Raw genomic sequence first — 16,978 nt, forward strand, 5'->3', positions numbered from 1 at the left:
ATGTCTAAGGGAGGCCGGCGATCACGCCGTCCTCCCGCCCGACTCCGGTACCTCATACGGCCGGGGCGGGTTATCCCACAAGGAGATCACCATGCCCAAGCCCACCAAGGGCGCGCGTCTCGGCGGTAGCCCGGCGCACCAGCGGCTGATCCTGGCCAACCTCGCCACCCAGCTCTTCCAGCACGGTCGCATCCGCACGACCGAGGCCAAGGCCAAGCGCCTTCGCCCGCTGGCCGAGCGCCTGATCACCAAGGCCAAGAAGGGCGACATCCACAACCGTCGCCTCGTGCTGACCGTGGTCAAGGACAAGGGTGTCGTGCACCACCTGTTCACCGAGATCGCGCCGCGTTTCGCGGAGCGTCCCGGTGGCTACACCCGGATCACCAAGATCGGTCAGCGCAAGGGTGACGCCGCGTCGATGGCGGTCATCGAGCTCGTGACCGAGCCGCTCAAGGGCACGACCGTGACCCGCACGGCCCCGGCCGAGGAGACGACGCCGGCTGAGGCTCCCGAGGCCGCGGAGTCCGCGGCCCCCGAGGAGGAGGCCGCCGAGGCCCCCGCCACCGAGGGTGCGGAGAGCAAGAAGGACGAGTCCTGATTTTTCAGGATCTTGGGCGTGCCCGGTGCCTCCTCGCGAGAGGGGTGCCGGGCACGTTCGTATTGAGGGCCCGCTCGCGCTCCACGACGGCGCGGGCCGCAGGAGGATGGCATCGGTGAACGACGTACGGCTGCGCCTGGACCTGGCCTATGAGGGCACCGACTTCTCGGGGTGGGCACGCCAGCCCGGGCGCCGCACGGTCCAAGGGGAGATCGAGTCGGCGCTCGCCAAGATCCTGCGCCTCGACCCCGGTCCGTCGCTCACCGTCGCCGGGCGCACCGACGCCGGTGTGCACGCACGTGGTCAAGTGGCCCACGTGGACGTGCCTCTCGGCGGATTGGAGACCGCGGGCATCGATCCCGGAGCCGCTGAGGGACTCGCACGGCTGCTGAGACGCCTCGGCGGTCTCCTGCCACCCGATATCCGCATATTTCGCGTTTCCGTGGCTCTTGAGGGCTTTGACGCGCGCTTCTCCGCACTGTCCAGGCGCTACGCCTATCGGGTCAGTGACGCTCCCGGCGGTGTCGACCCCCTCCGCCGCCGCGAGGTGCTCTGGCACCATCGCCCCCTCGACCTCGGCCTGCTCAACCGGGCCGCCGTCCACCTTCTCGGCGAACACGACTTCGCCGCCTTCTGCAAACGCCGCGACGGCGCGACCACCATCCGCGAGCTCCAGCGTCTCGACTGGATCCGCGACGCCGAAGGTCACCTGGTGGCCACCGTCGTCGCCGACGCCTTCTGCCATTCGATGGTCAGGGCCCTCGTCGGCTCCCTCCTCGTGGTCGGCGACGGCCGCCGCCCCGCCGAATGGCCGGGCCAGGTGCTGGCGGCAGCCGTACGCGACTCGGGGGTGGGGGTCGCTCCCGCTCACGGCCTGTGCCTGGAGGAGGTGCGTTATCCGGCGGCCGAGGAGCTCGCGCGACGGGCTCAGCTGACCCGGCGGGTGCGCACGCTGCCCGACCTCCGTCCCTAGCAAGCGGTCCCCGCCCCTTGAAAGGGACGGGGACGTGCCTTGCGGGTCAGTTGGTGATGCGGCGTTCGAGGGCCGAGGCCGTGGTGTCGCGGAAGGCGCTACTGATCTTGCCGAGCGGTTTGTCGTTGTCGGTGGGGGTCCGGCCGTCGCTGTGCGTGGCATAGCTGAAGACGATGTAGCGGCCCCAGACGTAGCCCGAGGCGTAGCCGCCGGCGATGTGCACACGGTCGGCGCCCGAGCCGTTCTTGCCGGGGAGAGCGCGGAACCACAGGTTGTTCTTGAAGTTTCGCAGGTCGTTCACCGCGGTGGCCGCCTCATGGGTGGGGAGTACGGCGATGCCGGTGGTAACGGCGTACTTCTGTTTCTTGTCCACGTAGGTGGCGCGGAGCACGCGGCTGCATTGTTGTCTGCTCAGTTCCTTGGCGAAGGGCCCGGCAGCCGCCTTGCCACACTTATTGGTGAGGTCCGTTTTAATGCGGACAAAGGTGCTTTCGCCGATTTCTAGTTTCTTGCTGGGGAACACCTCGGCGACTGTCATTTTGCGGGGATCTGTCGACTCCGCATCGAGGAGCGTTGTGCTCAGATCATCAGGCTCCGGCAGAACCGGGGCCTCGTCCGGCGGGCTCATGTCCTCGGGTTGATCGTGCAGTGCCGTACCCGGGCCGTCCGGGGACAGGGCGCGGAACGCGAAGTAGCCTCCCGTCGCCAGACCCACGATGAGCAGCACGCCGGCGACTGCGAACAGCGCGGCTCTGCCCTTTCCGCTCTCGACCGGGTTGGCCGTCTGCTCGGGCGCCGCCGGGTCGGTCGTGCCCGGCGGTGTGAACGGGCCGCGTACGGCGGGTGTTTGCGCCTGCGGGTTCCAGTCCGGGGGAGCCAGGGGTTTGCCGGACGTGTCGCCTTCTGCGGGTGGTTGGCCGCTCTCCGGGCTGGGGCGCGGGCGCGGCTCGGGAACGATCGGCGTGTTGTCCGGCATGCTGTGGCGCCGTGGTTTGCGGCGCGGCATCGTGCCGGTGGCCTCGTCCTCTTGCGCGGGTTCCGGCACCGGTGGGGAGTCCGGCTGGGGAGGGGCGGCGTCGGCCGGTTTCGGGGGACCGTTACCGGGTGGCATGGCGGTGGGGACTGTTGTGCTCTCCGGTCCCAAGACGTCGCCGTCGGGGAACGGGCCCGGCGGCCTGCCGGCTTCGACCGTGGGTTCGTCGCGGACTACATGACCCTGAATGACCTGAGGATGCGCTTCTTCCTCACCTTGGCTGCCCTGCGGGGGAGTGTCACCGGGGAGCACGGTGTCCGGTGGAATGGGCAGGATCACACCCGGGGGGAACGCGGTCCCCGTGATCGGAACGCTCACTGGGGAGTCCCGCGGGCCGCCTGCCCCCGGGCGCTGCTGGGCCTTCCACAGCGGGTCGTCGCCGTCGACCTTCGCCGCAGCGTCACTCCACGACGGCTCGGCGACCGATTCGCCTGTGGCGGCGGGCCATGACCGCTCATTCGGCACATCGGCCCCTGGAACCGGCCACACCCTCATCCCTGCGGCAGCGGCCGTGTAACCGGGCGGCGGTTGCCATCCCTTCCCTGCCGGGTCGGTGCTCTCCGCATCGGATGTGTGGGCCGGTGGCAACCTCAGGCCGCCGGGATCGGTGGGGGCCTCGGTGAAGCGCGGCGGCTCGGCCGGTGCGGTGCCACCTCCCGCCGCGGTCGGCGTCTGGCGACCGGCTGCGGGTGGGGTGGTCGGCGGCTGGGGGGTGGCGGTTCCGCTGTTCGGCGGCTGCTGGGCGGTGGGGCCGCCCGGCCTATTGGCCGGGGTGGGTCTGCGCGGGAGCGGGGGAGGGGCGGGCGCCTGGGGCGACACGGGCCCCGAGGAGGGCGGCGGGGGAGTCTGCCCTCCTGCCGCATTGGGGGCTGCGCTGCCGGGGGGCTGCGCTTGAGCTCCCGCCGGCCCGCTGGGTGGCATGCCGGTCGCGGGATTGGGGGGAGTCTGTCCGCCCCGGTTGCCGGGAGGTTGTGCCTGAGGTCTAGGCGGCACTCCGCCAGGGGCGGGAGGCAGCTGGGGGCTGCCCGCTGGGTGGGGCGGCGGTGCCGGAATCCCCGGGAGGGGGCTGCGGGGGGCCTGGTGCCCCGCAGGAGGGCCGGGCGGCGCCTGTCCGTTAGCCGGGCCGGGAAGTCGCGAAGCGGGTGCCTGACGTCCGTCGGCGGGCGTGTGCCTTTGGGGCAGCGGAGGTACGGCGGAGCCTGCGGGTGGCGTCGCGGGGCTGGGGGGGTTCGCCGTGCCGGGACCGCCAGGGCTGGAGGGGGCCCCGGTGTTCGGCGCTTGGCCGATCTGGCCCTGGGGCGCGGCGGAAGGCCCCCCGGGGATGTGCACCGGGAGGGTGTTCCCTCCGTCGGTCGTGCCGGCCTCGCCGCCGCCGCGGTTTTCGGGGGCGGCGCGTTTGCCGCGGGAGGCCATGGGGGCCGAAGGACCTTGGGGGTCGGTGGACCGCGGCCCGGAATGACGGCCCGCACTCGGAGGCGGGCCGGGCGGCGGGGGTGGGGCGCCGGGCTCAGGCCGGGGACCGGGCGGTGGGGGTAATGGGATGCCGGGCTCAGGCCGGGGACCGGGCGGCGAGGGGGGTGGGGCGGCGGATTCGGGCTGGGAGCCGGGTGGAACCGCAGGGGGAGCGGCCGTCTCGCCCTCTGCGGGGGGAGGCGGTGGGGGGTGTTCGGTCTGTCCTGCCTGGCCTGATGAGGGGGGCGGCCGTTGCCCGAAGCTCGGCGGCGGTGTCGCCGGAGCCGTTGAGCCCTCGGTGTCGCGTTCCTGCTCAGACCCAGAATCCTGGCCACGCATACGGCGAAGCGTAGCGAGACTCCTAGATCATCATGCCGGTATGCGGCTTTACCGGGTCGATCTGGACGTGATTTGTCCCCCGTGATGCCACTTGAGTGAGTCGTGGTGCTGGTGTGATGCCGGGGAAAAGAAGGCTCATGCCGTACCTCCCGGGCGCCGGCGGGTCACCTCGGAGCCTTGCCGGTCAGGGTGCGGGAGTCGAGGGCGCGGAACACCGTGAGTTCGGCGATGTCGACCGCCGCCTGGTTGAGGCTTGTGCGCTCCTTCTTGCTGGGCAGGTGCCCGTCCTTGTACTGGAACCAGAGCATCACCGCGTAATGCCCGTGCCGCCAGACCCCGGCATAGGCTTCGCCGCTGCCCAGGGACTTGGTGACCTTGTCCTTGCCCGGCAGCGGTTTGACGTAGTCCTTGCGTTCGCCGCCGCCTCCGGCAGTGGCGACCTTGGCCACGGCGGCGCTGTTGCGGAGGTTGGCGACGCCGATGGTGCCGATGATCTTCCCGGTGCGGTCACGGAAGCTGGCGCGGATGATCTGAGTGCACTTGCCGTCCGCGATGGCTTTGGTGATCTTGGGGCCGGTCACGCCGTTCTTGCACTTCTTGTCGAGGCGGCGGACGGTCATCGTGTAGCTGCGGTTCGCCCGGGTGACCTTGGTGGTGCGGAACAGCTCTTTGATCGTGAGCGGCGCCGGGTCGGTCGCCCGTGAGGCGGCGTAGCCGTATTCACCCTCGGGGCGCTTGGAGCTCTCCGGTAGCGAGGGAACCGGTGTGGGGCTCGGGGCGGCGACGGGTGCCGGGGTGGAGTTGGACAACATCGCCAGGCCGACGCCTCCGGCGACGAGGAGGACGATGCCGCCCACGGCCAGGAAGAGGGGGCGGCGTGAGCGAGGCCCCTCGTCGTAGGGGCTCCACATGCCGGGGCGGGGCGGGGGCGGGCCCGCGCTGCTTGAGTCGAGGGGGCGGCCTATCCGTGGAGGCTCGGCCGCCATGGGATCTGGCCGCTTGTCGCCTGGGCCGTCCGGCCGGTTCTGCGGTGGCGCGTCAAACCACTGACCGGCTTCGGGGTTGACGTACGGCTGGCGGCGCGGCGGTTCACCGGGAAAACCCATGGGGGCGAGCGTAGTAGCGAAAATCGGGAACGCAGGTCACGAATACCCGAAGTCCTGGGTCCACCAGAGCCCGCCGAAGCCGTAGGCGACCCCCACGCCGATGGCAACGAGACGGCAATTGAGGATGTTGCGGCGGTGGTTGGCGCTCTCCATCCAGCCTTGGACGGCCTCGCGGGCGTTGGTGTAGCCGCGGCCGATGTTCTCGGCTCCGCCGTTGCGATATCCGGCCTTCTCCATGCGGTCCCAGGGTGAGGCGCCGTCCGGGGACTCGTGGGAGAACATGTTGTAGGCGGCCATCTCCGCGGAGTGCAGCCGCGCGGACTTCACCAGCCGCCGGTCGATGCGCAGGGGGCCGCAGCCGCGTTCGCGCCGCTTGATATTGGTGAGCCGCACCACCTCCGCCTCCAGGGAGGGCCTGGCGGTGGGGGTGACGGGCATATCCGTGTGAAGCACCAGAGGGCCTTGGGTCTGGGCGGGGTCCGGGTCGCCGAGGCTGGGGGCCTTCGTGTTGGCGGATCGGGGTTTGGCCGTCGTCGCGGTGGGTGTGGCGCGCTGGAAGGCGGTGGTCGGGGTGGGGCGTGTGACGCGACCGAGAGGTGTCTGGCGCAGGTCGCGGCCGCTCATGAGCACGCTGGGGGACGGCGTGCCGGGCGCCGCGTTGTTGAGGTAGACCTGGTTGTCCTCGGCCTCCACCCCTCGGGTGAGACGACCGATCAGGATGCCGAGGAACAGCACCGCGCACAAACAGGCCAGCAAACCCAGGTGATTCCTACTTCGGGTGATCCGCTGGGAATGCCGGGGGGGAGGGGTCTGCCACATACCGGAGTTAACGATAGAGATGTTCGGTCTGGGGGTAGAAGTGACTCCCCATACTTGAAATGGAACTGTTCTGCGCGAGAGGTGATCGGCGGTACTTTGTCACCGTCCGGTGAGCGCCTTTCCTCCGCGTTTGCGTGCTTTATGATCTTTAGGCTGCGGTACGGCGCGGCGGGGCGTCTCGTTTTGACCTGCCTCCTTGCGAGGCGGTAGTCTGCGTAGTCGTTGTGTGCGGATCGGTCCTTCGTGACCCATGCGCGGCGCGTCCGGCGTCTTCTCCCGTTCAGTGGAGACGGAGAGTTCGGGCTGTCTCCTCGCCCGCATCCTCCACACCTAGAGCTGTCATTCCGGCAGCGCCGAGACGCGAGCAAAGAAGGCTTACGACCGTGCGTACGTACTCACCGAAGCCCGCCGACGTCCAGCGTCAGTGGTACGTCATTGACGCGACCGACGTCGTGCTCGGCCGGCTGGCCAGCCACGTCGCCAGCCTGCTCCGCGGCAAGCACAAGCCGATCTTCGCCCCTCACGTCGACACCGGTGACTTCGTCATTGTCATCAACGCCGACAAGGTGGCGCTCACCGGCAAGAAGCTTGAGCAGAAGAAGGCATACCGCCACTCGGGCTACCCGGGCGGTCTCCGCTCGGTGACCTACAGCGAGCTCATGGAGAAGCGGCCGGACCGCGCCGTGGAGAAGGCCGTGAAGGGCATGCTCCCCAAGAACTCCCTCGGCCGCAAAATGGCCAAGAAGCTCAAGGTCTACGCGGGTGCCGACCACCCGCACCAGGCACAGCAGCCCGTGCCCTTCGAGATCACCCAGATCGCCCAGTAGCGCCGAGATAGAGAGTTAAGAGGAGAACCGTGGCCGAGCCCACTGGTATCGAGACGCCCGTCGACGGCGAGCTGGAGGAATTCCCCTCCGAGGAGTTCCCGAGCGAATACACCACCGAGTCCGCGGCCGGCGCCGAGGCCCCGGTCCGCAAGCCCGTCACCACGGGCAACTCCTACGGCACGGGCCGCCGCAAGGAGGCCATCGCCCGGGTGCGCATCGTGCCCGGCACCGGTAAGTGGACGATCAACGGGCGCTCGCTCGACGTCTACTTCCCCAACAAGGTGCACCAGCAGATCGTCAACGAGCCCTTCGTCACCCTTGGTGCCGAGGAGGCCTTCGACGTGATCGCCCGCATCGACGGCGGCGGCGTGACCGGCCAGGCCGGTGCGCTGCGCATGGGCCTGTCCCGCGCGCTCGCCATCCTGGACGTCGAGACCAACCGCCCGCCGCTGAAGAAGGCAGGCTTCCTGACCCGCGACGCGAGGGCCAAGGAGCGGAAGAAATACGGCCTCAAGAAGGCCCGTAAGGCTCCTCAGTACAGCAAGCGTTGACGGGCCGCCTTTTCGGCACCGACGGGGTTCGTGGGGTCGCCGGGCGCGACCTCACGGCGGAGCTGGCCATGGACCTTTCGGTCGCGGCCGCTCATGTCCTCGGCGATGCCGGCGCGTTCGACAGTGCCACCGGGCGGCCTGGCCGCCCGGTGGCCGTCGTGGGCCGGGACCCTCGTGCCTCGGGAGAGTTTCTCGAGGCGGCGGTGGTCGCCGGCCTCGCGTCGTCGGGGGTGGATGTGCTCCGGCTCGGGGTGCTGCCCACCCCGGCGGTCGCACACCTCACCGCGGCTCTCGGCGCCGACCTCGGCGTCATGCTGTCGGCCTCCCACAATCCCGCGCCCGACAACGGGATCAAGTTCTTCGCCCGGGGCGGTCTCAAACTGCCCGACACGGTGGAGGACGAGATCGAGCAGCGGCTCGGCGAGAAGTGGGAGCGTCCGGTGGGCGCGGCCGTCGGCCGCGTGCGTGACGCGTACGGCGAGGCCGAGCGCTATGTCGCGCACCTGATCACCACGCTGCCGGGCAGTCTCGACGGCCTCAACGTGGTGATCGACTGTGCCCACGGCGCGGCTCACATGGTGGCGCCCGAGGCGCTGCTGCGGGCCGGGGCCACGGTGGAGGCGATCGGCGCCCGCCCCGACGGACTCAACATCAACAACGGCTGCGGCTCCACCCACCTCGACAAGCTCCGGCAGGTCGTGGTGTCGCGCGGCGCCGACGTCGGCATCGCCTACGACGGTGACGCCGACCGTTGCCTGGCGGTCACCCACACCGGCGACGTCGTCGACGGCGACCAGATCCTGGCGATCCTGGCTCTCGCCATGCACGCCAAGGGCACGCTGGCCAAGGACACCGTCGTGGCGACCGTGATGTCCAACCTGGGTTTCCGGATCGCGTTGCGCGAGGCCGGCCTGTCCATGGTCGAGACCGCGGTCGGCGATCGCTATGTCCTTGAGGCGATGAAGGCCGACGGCTACAACCTGGGCGGTGAGCAGTCGGGTCACGTGGTGTTGCTCGACCACGCGACCACGGGCGACGGCTTGCTGACGTCGCTGCATCTGCTCGCCGAGGTCGCGAGGTCGGGCCGCAGCCTGGCCGAGCTGGCCTCGGTCATGACGCGCCTGCCGCAGGTGCTCGTCAACGTGCGTGACGTCTCCAAGGCCCGCGCGGCCGAGTCGGCCGAGCTGGCCGAGGCGGTGGCCGCCGCCGAGGCCGAGCTGGGCGACACCGGCAGGGTGCTCATCCGGCCGAGCGGCACCGAGCCCATGGTGCGTGTCATGGTGGAGGCCACCTCGCAGGAGCAGGCAGAACAGGTGGCCGCGCGCCTCGCGGATGTGGTGCGGTCCTCCTGCGCTTGACGTGTGCTCCGTTGGAGCGCTCCTGTGTCCGGACACACGACGGCGGCCCGCCCCCTTCTCGAAAGGGGACGGGCCGCCCGTCGTTTACCGTACTCACATGTTCCGCGGGAACCGGGCGCCTACTCGTCGCCCGCCAGGGAGAAGCGGCCGAGACGCAGCCCAGCCCACACGACGCCGATCACCGTCACGAGCATGAGGGCGGGCAGGGCGAAACCGAGCGTGACGTCCGCCTTGAGGGCGAGCGAATCGGAGAACTGGTCGGCGATCGACTTGGCCCACTGCTGGATCGAGAACCTCCGCGCCCCCGGCACGAAGTTGCCCACCGCGCCCTCCCACACCAGCGCGTAGGTGACGCCGATCGTCACCGCGTGCCGCGTGACGACGCCGAGTAGCAGGAACACCCCGGCGTAGGCGATGCCCCCCGCCAGCGCGCCCACGGCGAACCCGGCGGCCACGCCACCCTCGTTGCCGATGAGGAGCGAGCCGGTGACGTAGGTGGGCAGCGCGGCGAACAGCACGAGCAGCGAGACCGCGACCAGGAATTTCGTCTGGGTGATGACCGGCCGGGAGATCGGCTTGGACAGCAGGTGCAGGATCGTGCCGTCGTCGATCTCCGGCGCGATTACGCCGGTGCCGATGATCAGCCCGAGCAGGGGCAGCATGGTGCCGATCGCGAAGTGCTGCATGAGCAGGATCGTCGTGCGTTCGTCGTCGGCGCCGACGATGCGCAGCAGGCCGGCCAGCGCGAACAGGACGAGAGGGAGCAGGATCAGCATCCAGATGCGCCGCCTGCCGAGCAGCGCGCGATAGGTGATCCCGGCGATCACGGTGTTCACTGGCCGCTCCGGGTGATGAGGTAGGAGAACACGCTTTCCAGGTCCTCGTCGGCGGGGGCGACCTGCCACACGCGCACGCCGATGTCGCGGGCGACGCGGGGCAGCAGCCAGGTGAACCTGCGGAAGTCGACGGCCTGCACTTCGAGGCCGCCGGGGGTGAGCGCGACCGCGCCGGACGAGCCGTCGGCGATCAGCGCCGCGGCGAGCCGCCGGTCGTCGCTGGACCTGATGTTGAACAGGTGCGGGCGGTCGGTCATCCGGCGGCGGATCTCGCGGAAGTCGCCGGAGGCGGCGTGCCGCCCGGCGACGAGCACCTCGATCTGCTGGGCGACCCGCTCGACCTCTTCCAGGATGTGCGAGCTGAACAGGATCGTGCGGCCGGCGGCGCCCATCGTGCGGATGAGGTCCATCAGGTGGAGCCGCTGGCGCGGGTCCATGCCGTTGAAGGGCTCGTCGAGCAGGAGCACCCGGGGGTTGTGCACGAGGGCCGCGGCGACCTTGACCCGCTGGCGCATGCCTTTGGAGTAGGTCTCGACCTTGCGGTCCTTGGCGGCCTCCATCTCGACGGTGGCCAGCGCCTTGAGCGCCGCGTCCTCGGGGTTGGGCAGTTTGTGGAGCTTGGCGCTGGAGAGTACGAACTGCCAGCCGGTGAGGAACCCGTAGACGCCCTCCCGCTCCGGCACGAGGCCGATCGAGCGGTAGATCTCGTGGTTGCGCCAGATCGGCCGGCCGTCGAGCGTGACGCTCCCGTTGGAGGGGGCAAGGAACCCGGCCATCATGTGCAGCAGCGTCGACTTGCCGGCGCCGTTGGGGCCGAGCAGGCCGGTGACGCCGGGACCGACGGTCATGGTGATGTCGTTGACCGCGACCACATTGCCGTAGAAGCGCGAGGCCTGGCCGAGCTCGATGACGGCGGGCGGCATCCCGCCGCCCTGTGCGACCGGGGAGGGGAGAGCAGCGGTCTGGTTCACGCCGAGGCCGCCTTCCGATAGCGGGCCAGCATGGCGGCGGTGGACAGTGCGATCAGGGCGAGTACGGCGAGAGCCCCCAACGGCCCGGCCATGTCCGGATAGTCGAGCCCGGTCCCCGTGACACCGCCGAAGATCCAGTTCTGTACGGCGTTCACCAGGAAGAACGGGTTGACGAGCAGCGCCCATGAGGCCAGTACGTCGTCGCTGGTCGACTGGAAGACCGCGTTCAACACCACGGACACACCCGAGGCCAGCAGGTAGAGCGCGATCACCGAGGCCACACCGAGGCCGCGGCGCGGAGTGAACGACGCGACCGCCACGCCCACGGCGGCCAGGAGCAGCGCGTAGACCAGGCCGAACGCCATCGATCCGAGGTAACCCACGGTGTCGGGCGAGGGCACGGCGGGACCGAGCGCCTCCCCGAAGGGGCTTTCGCCGGGCCGCATGTCGATCACGAGTTCGCCGATGTACATCACGGTGAGGGGAATCGCGATGAGCAGGAAGAGTGCGCTGGTCATCGCCAGCAGCTTGGCCCCCACGTAGTCCCGGGGCGTTACCGGTCGGGACAGATAGAGCGGAAGCACCCGGAACCGTAGGTCGGGAGCGACGAGGAAGGGCGACTGCGAGGCCAGGAAGATCGCCAGCACCACCTGCATGGCGGGCACGAATCCGCTGTAGGTGAGGGGGCGCTGGCTGATCAGGGCCATGGCGGCGACCTGCACGACGGCCGGCAGCATCATGATGGCCACGAGCGAGTAGGGGATTATCTTGGCTCGTGCCGTACGGCCCAGCCCGAAGACGCCGCGCAGGCTGTGCACCGTGAGTGCTCGCACCGCGTAGCCGCGGCCGTGCCTAGGGCCGGTGTAGTGGCGGTAGCCGATGTCGTGGATGACACCGGTGGGGGAGGTCTCAGACATGGGCGTTCTCCCGGAAGACGTCCTCAATGCGCTGGCGGCCCTGCTCAAGCCGCACGAGGCTGAGGTCCAGGTCGCACACCGCGTCGCGCACGGCGTCGAAGGTCTGGTCGCCGCGCACGTGGACCGCCAGCAGCCTGCCGTGGGCGGTGACCGTCTCGCCGAGCCCGCTGAGGTGGGCGGCGAGGGCCTCCTGACCCTCCTCCACCTCGACCGTGATCGACTGGGTGGCCTGGGTGAACTCGCCGATCGCCGAGGAGCGCAGCAACGTGCCGCCGTCGATCACGATCACGTGGTCGCAGATCCGTTCGAGCTCGCCCAGCAGGTGAGACGTGACCAGCACGCTGATGCCGAACTCGCTCCCGATGCGGCGAATGAGCGCCAGCATCTCGTCACGGCCCTTGGGGTCGAGACCGTTGGTCGGTTCGTCGAGGAAGACCAGCTTGGGGTCATGGATAAGGGCTTGGGCGAGTTTCACGCGCTGCCGCATTCCCGTGGAATAGCCGCCGATGGCGCGGTAGCGCTCCTCGTAGAGTCCCACGTGGCGCAGCACGTCGGCGGCGCGTTCGCGGGCGGCTGTGCGCGGCAGGCCGGACATCTGGCCCATGTGCACCACGAACTCCGTGGCGGAGATGTCGGGGGGTAGGCATTCGTGTTCGGGCATGTAGCCCGCGACGCGGCGGATCTCGTCACCCTGGGTACGGAAGTCGAGGCCGAGCACACGGCCGCTTCCCTCCGTGGGCTCGACCAGGCCGAGCAGGATCTTGATCAACGTTGATTTGCCGGCGCCGTTCGCACCCACCAGACCGGTCACGCCGGGCCCGACGGTCACAGACAGCCGGTCGAGCGCTGTGACCCTGGGGAAGCGTTTGGTCAACCCCTCGGTGGTGAGAATCGTCATGGGGTGGACACTACCTAGCGTCCGTGTGTCGCCGCGTCAGGCATTCGGGTGAGGTTTTCCCCGAATCGCCGCCTGTTTTCTGGCATGTCACCCTCGGGGTGCATTAGGGGGTGTTTCGGGGCTCCCCCCTGATGCGGCGCTCGATTCCGCGGCTTTTGCGGGCGCCGGCGCGGGGAGGCCGGGAAGAGGAAGGCGATAGCGGGTCCAGAACAGCCGCTGCACGAAGAGTGTCACGGTGCCTGCGATGATCATGCCGGTGATGTTGACCCCGAGTTGCGCCGCCGAGCCCGCGACCTCGTCCCACTTGCCGAGCGCCATCGTCACCGCGGCGTAGCCCGCCGCGGGCACCGTGGTGACCGAGATGAACACGCCCACCAGCGCCGACGACTTGCCCGCCGTGATCGAGAGTACCCCGGCGATGCCCGCGAGCAGCGCGACGATGAACGACCACCGGTCGGGCTTGACGATGAACTGCACCTCGGCGTTGTCGGTGAGCATGCCCGGCTCGATCCACCCGAGCCACCGTGAGACGAGCGCACAGGCCAGGGTGATCGCGATCGCCACGGCGAATCCCATGACCAGGCTCACCGAGGCCCGCATGACCAGCGTGCCCCGCCGGAAGAGCAGGCCGAAGCAGATCGCCGCGATCGCCCCGAACTCCGGTCCGAGCACCATCGCGCCCACGATGAGGATCGGTGAGTTGAGCAGCACCCCGATGCCGGCCAGCTGGGTCGCGATGACGAGGAAGACGAGATAGGCCCAGGTCATCTTGCAGTCGTTGGCGACCTTGCCGGCGAGGTCCTCCCACACGACGGCGTCGTCGCCCTCGCCCGGCGCCTCGTCCTGGGCGCGCTCGGCCACGGCCGACAACGACAGATCGACGCGCTCAACCGCGATCGACCCATCGTCCTCCAGGCCGAGCAGGCGCAACTCGTCGAGGACCTCGTTGGCGGCCTCGCGGGCGACGTCACACATGATGACGTCACCCGGAGGCGTATGCGCGGCGGCGCGCAGCATGACGACGTTGGTCACGCCTGCCGTGTCGCCGAGTTTCCCCAGGACTCTGTCCGTACGGTCCTGGGGGCTGATCAATCGCAGGTGCAGCACTCGTGCACGATAACTGACCCTGTTTCAACACATCGTCCGACCTTGCGGGGGTGTCCCGCTAAATCGGCTTATGTACGGCGGAGCCGTACTCGCCGGATCGAGTGATCCGAGCCCTTGAACAGCACGAGCCCGGCGCGGCCCCGGGTGGGGGCGATGTTCTCCACGAGGTTGGCCTCGTTGATGTCGCGCCAGACGTTGACCGCGAATTCAGTGGCCTCCTCGTCGGAGAGTTCGGCGAGGTAGCGGAAGTAGGACTTGGGATCCTCGAACGCCGTGCGGCGGAGTTTGTGAAAACGGTCGACGTACCAAGTGCGGATGTTCTCCATTTTGGCGTCGACATAGATGGAGAAGTCAAAGAAGTCGTTCACCGCGAGAGACGTGGGCGGGGCCGGCTGCAGGACGTTGAGCCCCTCGACGATGAGGATGTCGGGCTTGCTGATGGTCTGCCGGGCTCCGGGGACGATGTCATATTCCAGATGGCTGTATACCGGTGCCGTGACCTCGGTGGCGCCGGCCTTCACCGCCGACACGAACCGCACGAGGGCCCGCCGATCAAAGCTCTCGGGGAACCCCTTGCGGTGCATGATGCCGCGCTCCTCCAAAACCCGGTTGGGATAGAGGAAACTATCGGTCGTGATCAGCGCCACCCGGGGATGCTCGGGCCACCGCGCCAGCAGCGTGCGCAGCAGCCGGGCCGTGGTCGACTTCCCGACCGCGACGCTGCCGGCTATGCCGAGGATGTACGGCTTGCGCGTGTCGGTGTCGCCGAGAAACGCGCCGAGGGCCGCGCTCCGCTCACGCGATCCGGTGAAGTGGAGGTTGAGCAGCCGGGTCAGCGGCAGGTAGATGTCGGTCACCTCGGCCAGGTCGATCGGGTCGTCGACTCCGCGTAGCGCCTCCAGTTCATCGGCGGTGAGGGTGAGTGGAGTGTTCTTCCGCAGATCGCTCCACTGCCCACGGCTCAGCTCGACGTATGGCGTCGCGGCTTCCCACCCCGTGGGAATGCTCATGCTCGCGCTCGCTCCCATGGGTTGAAAGCCTACTGAGCGGCTGTTTGCCGGATCCTGCTGGGGCGCTCCCATCGGGCCGGCGTGGCGCGCGCTATGGGGAGTAAACGGTTTCGCATGGATTGTGCCCGAATTCGGGCATGATTCTTGGTTCTTCCCGGCCGATGTACGTAGGGTCGGCGGTCGGATCTCGGCCTCCTCGGCCCGAGATCCAACCAGCCGTGTTCCGGATGGGGGGCGCCGTGTGCGGAATCGTGGGATATGTAGGCGCGCGGCAGGCGCTCGACGTCGTGGTCGAGGGGCTGGCGCGACTGGAATACCGGGGATACGACTCGGCGGGCGTGGCTCTCGTCGGAGATGAGATCGAGATCGAGAAACGGGCCGGCAAGCTGCGCAACCTGCGCGACGCCCTGACCGAACGCCCGCTGCCGTCCTCGACCACGGGCATCGGGCACACCCGGTGGGCCACCCACGGCCCCCCGACCGACCGCAACGCCCACCCGCACACCGACTGCCACAACCGGATCGCCGTCATCCACAACGGCATCATCGAGAACTACAGCGCGCTTCGCTGCGATCTTGAGGACCGGGGCCACAAGCTGATCTCGGAGACCGACACGGAGGTCGTGGCGCACCTCCTGGAGGACAAGCTGGCCGCGCTGGGCGGCGCGGGAGCGGGCGGGCTGGCCGAGGCCATGCGGCGGGTCTGCCGCGGCCTGGAGGGGGCGTTCACGCTGCTCGCCGTGGCGGTGGACGAGCCCGGCGCGGTGGTGGGCGCCCGGCGCAACTCACCGCTCGTGGTGGGGCGCGGCGACGGGGAGAACTTCCTCGCCTCCGACGTGTCGGCCTTCATCGCCTTCACCCGGGAGGCGGTCGAGCTCGGCCAGGACCAGGTCGTGCACCTGCGCGCCTCCTCGGTGGAGGTGAGCGACTTCCACGGCGATCCTGTGCCCACCAACACCTACCACGTGGACTGGGACGCCTCGGCGGCGGAAAAAGGCGGCTACGACTACTTCATGTTGAAGGAGATCGCCGAACAGCCGCGGGCGGTGGCCGACACCCTGCTCGGCCGTGTCACCGCCGACGGCATGCTCGCCCTGGACGAGTTGCGGCTGCCCGCCGAGGAGCTACGCGACGTACGCAAGATCGTCGTGGTGGCGTGCGGCACCTCGTTCCACGCCGGGCTCATCGCGAAACACGCCATCGAACGGTGGTCCGGCATGCCCTGTGAGGTCGAGCTGGCCAGCGAGTTCCGCTACCGCGACCCGATCCTGACCCGCGACACGCTCGTCATCGTGATCTCCCAGTCGGGCGAGACCATGGACACCCTCATGGCGCTGCGCCACGCCAGGGAGCAGCACTCGAAGGTGCTCGCCATCTGCAACGTCAACGGCGCGACCATTCCCCGTGAGGCCGACGCCGTGCTCTACACCCACGCCGGCCCCGAGATCGCGGTCGCCTCCACCAAGGCGTTCCTCACCCAGCTCGTGGCGTGCTATCTGGTGGCTCTCTATCTGGCGCAGGTGCGCGGGACGATGCCAGACCGGGAGATCGCCCGCACGATCGGGCTGCTGGAGACGGTGCCCGCGCATATCTCGGAGGTGCTCGACACCGTCGAGCCCGTGCGTGAGCTCGCCAGGTCGCTGGTCGGGGAGCGGTGCGTGTTGTTCCTCGGGCGGCACGTGGGCTATCCCGTCGCCTTGGAGGGGGCGCTCAAGCTCAAGGAGCTCGCCTATATGCACGCGGAGGGGTTCGCGGCGGGGGAGCTCAAGCACGGGCCGATCGCGCTGATCGAGCCGGGGCTGCCGGTCGTGGTGATCGTGCCGTCCGCCGCCGAGCAGCCGCTGCTGCACGGGAAGATCGTCTCCAATATCCAGGAGATCCGCGCCAGGGGGGCGAAGACGATCGTCATCGCCGAGCAGGGGGACATCTCGGTCGTGCCGTACGCCGACTCCCTGATCGCCGTGCCGGCCGTGCCCACGCTGCTTCAGCCGTTGGTGACGACGGTTCCGCTTCAGGTGTTCGCATGTGAGCTGGCCACGGCTAAGGGGCATGATGTGGATCAGCCTAGAAATCTTGCTAAATCCGTCACCGTGGAATGAAGCCTGATTTTTGATCGAATAGCGTAAGTGTCGTGTTAGGGCAGGTCAGACGGGGTGGCTGAGGGGGTGGGAAGGTTTATTTGG

General features: G+C 69.2%; 16 protein-coding genes. 7 read left to right on the forward strand and 9 right to left on the reverse strand.

Translation table 11 applies throughout. The annotated features are described in order from the left end of the window. Positions 1-91: 91 nt before the first annotated feature. Complete coding sequence (rplQ, locus tag Ssi02_RS05080) at positions 92-598, forward strand: 50S ribosomal protein L17 (RefSeq protein WP_204021550.1); 507 nt, start codon at positions 92-94, stop codon at positions 596-598. Between the two features lie 106 nt (positions 599-704). Continuing rightward, the gene (gene truA, locus Ssi02_RS05085; RefSeq protein WP_204021552.1) at positions 705-1,571 is read left to right on the forward strand and encodes a tRNA pseudouridine(38-40) synthase TruA; all 867 of its coding nucleotides are present in this window, start codon (positions 705-707) and stop codon (positions 1,569-1,571) included. A 46-nt stretch (positions 1,572-1,617) separates the two neighbouring features. Here the strand turns inward: truA and Ssi02_RS05090 are convergent, their stop codons facing one another. Continuing rightward, positions 1,618-3,069, reverse strand: a complete 1,452-nt coding sequence (locus tag Ssi02_RS05090) for a hypothetical protein (RefSeq protein WP_204021554.1) — start codon at positions 3,067-3,069, stop codon at positions 1,618-1,620. A gap of 154 nt (positions 3,070-3,223) precedes the next feature. Here Ssi02_RS05090 and Ssi02_RS05095 point away from each other — a divergent pair, with 154 nt between their 5' ends. Then, the gene (locus tag Ssi02_RS05095) at positions 3,224-3,499 is read left to right on the forward strand and encodes a hypothetical protein (RefSeq protein WP_204021556.1); all 276 of its coding nucleotides are present in this window, start codon (positions 3,224-3,226) and stop codon (positions 3,497-3,499) included. Positions 3,500-4,559: 1,060 nt separating this feature from the next. Here Ssi02_RS05095 and Ssi02_RS05100 read toward each other — a convergent pair. Together Ssi02_RS05100 and Ssi02_RS05105 are read right to left on the reverse strand one after the other, a co-directional pair. After that, complete coding sequence (locus Ssi02_RS05100; RefSeq protein ID WP_204021558.1) at positions 4,560-5,501, reverse strand: hypothetical protein; 942 nt, start codon at positions 5,499-5,501, stop codon at positions 4,560-4,562. Between the two features lie 36 nt (positions 5,502-5,537). Further along, positions 5,538-6,257 carry a CAP domain-containing protein gene (locus Ssi02_RS05105; RefSeq protein WP_204021560.1) on the reverse strand — a complete coding sequence of 240 codons (720 nt, stop codon included), beginning with the start codon at positions 6,255-6,257 and terminating at the stop codon, positions 5,538-5,540. A 446-nt stretch (positions 6,258-6,703) separates the two neighbouring features. On the opposite strand from Ssi02_RS05105, the gene rplM reads away from it, so the two are divergent. From rplM to glmM, 3 genes are read left to right on the forward strand one after another with little or no spacing between them, the layout of a single operon-like run. Continuing rightward, positions 6,704-7,147 (forward strand): 50S ribosomal protein L13, encoded by a 444-nt coding sequence (gene rplM, locus Ssi02_RS05110; protein WP_204021562.1) that lies wholly within the window; start codon positions 6,704-6,706, stop codon positions 7,145-7,147. Between the two features lie 29 nt (positions 7,148-7,176). Continuing rightward, positions 7,177-7,698: a 30S ribosomal protein S9 gene (gene rpsI / locus Ssi02_RS05115; protein ID WP_204021564.1), complete on the forward strand. Its 522-nt coding sequence runs from the start codon at positions 7,177-7,179 to the stop codon at positions 7,696-7,698. Beyond that, on the forward strand, positions 7,695-9,056 hold the full coding sequence (glmM, locus tag Ssi02_RS05120) for a phosphoglucosamine mutase (RefSeq protein WP_204021566.1): 1,362 nt from the start codon (positions 7,695-7,697) through the stop codon (positions 9,054-9,056). The genes rpsI and glmM overlap by 4 nt, the downstream gene beginning before the upstream one ends. A 119-nt stretch (positions 9,057-9,175) precedes the next feature. Here the strand turns inward: glmM and Ssi02_RS05125 are convergent, their stop codons facing one another. The 6 genes from Ssi02_RS05125 to coaA all read right to left on the reverse strand — a co-directional run bounded on the left by Ssi02_RS05125 (position 9,176) and on the right by coaA (position 14,795). After that, positions 9,176-9,892, reverse strand: coding sequence for an ABC transporter permease (locus Ssi02_RS05125; protein WP_204021568.1), 717 nt, complete (start codon positions 9,890-9,892; stop codon positions 9,176-9,178). Next, positions 9,889-10,815, reverse strand: a complete 927-nt coding sequence (locus Ssi02_RS05130) for an ABC transporter ATP-binding protein (protein WP_204021999.1) — start codon at positions 10,813-10,815, stop codon at positions 9,889-9,891. Before Ssi02_RS05130 ends, Ssi02_RS05125 begins: the two co-directional genes overlap by 4 nt. Positions 10,816-10,859: 44 nt before the next feature. Beyond that, positions 10,860-11,780, reverse strand: a complete 921-nt coding sequence (locus Ssi02_RS05135; protein ID WP_204021570.1) for an ABC transporter permease — start codon at positions 11,778-11,780, stop codon at positions 10,860-10,862. Then, complete coding sequence (locus tag Ssi02_RS05140; protein WP_204021572.1) at positions 11,773-12,678, reverse strand: ABC transporter ATP-binding protein; 906 nt, start codon at positions 12,676-12,678, stop codon at positions 11,773-11,775. The genes Ssi02_RS05135 and Ssi02_RS05140 overlap by 8 nt, the downstream gene beginning before the upstream one ends. Before the next feature lie 87 nt (positions 12,679-12,765). Beyond that, on the reverse strand, positions 12,766-13,785 hold the full coding sequence (locus Ssi02_RS05145; protein WP_204021574.1) for a DUF389 domain-containing protein: 1,020 nt from the start codon (positions 13,783-13,785) through the stop codon (positions 12,766-12,768). A 68-nt stretch (positions 13,786-13,853) separates the two neighbouring features. After that, the gene (gene coaA, locus Ssi02_RS05150) at positions 13,854-14,795 is read right to left on the reverse strand and encodes a type I pantothenate kinase (RefSeq protein ID WP_204021576.1); all 942 of its coding nucleotides are present in this window, start codon (positions 14,793-14,795) and stop codon (positions 13,854-13,856) included. A gap of 239 nt (positions 14,796-15,034) precedes the next feature. On the opposite strand from coaA, the gene glmS reads away from it, so the two are divergent. Then, positions 15,035-16,894, forward strand: a complete 1,860-nt coding sequence (gene glmS, locus Ssi02_RS05155; protein WP_204021578.1) for a glutamine--fructose-6-phosphate transaminase (isomerizing) — start codon at positions 15,035-15,037, stop codon at positions 16,892-16,894. Positions 16,895-16,978 lie beyond the last annotated feature (84 nt).

It is taken from the genome of Sinosporangium siamense (assembly GCF_016863435.1).
GTDB lineage: Bacteria > Actinomycetota > Actinomycetes > Streptosporangiales > Streptosporangiaceae > Sinosporangium > Sinosporangium siamense.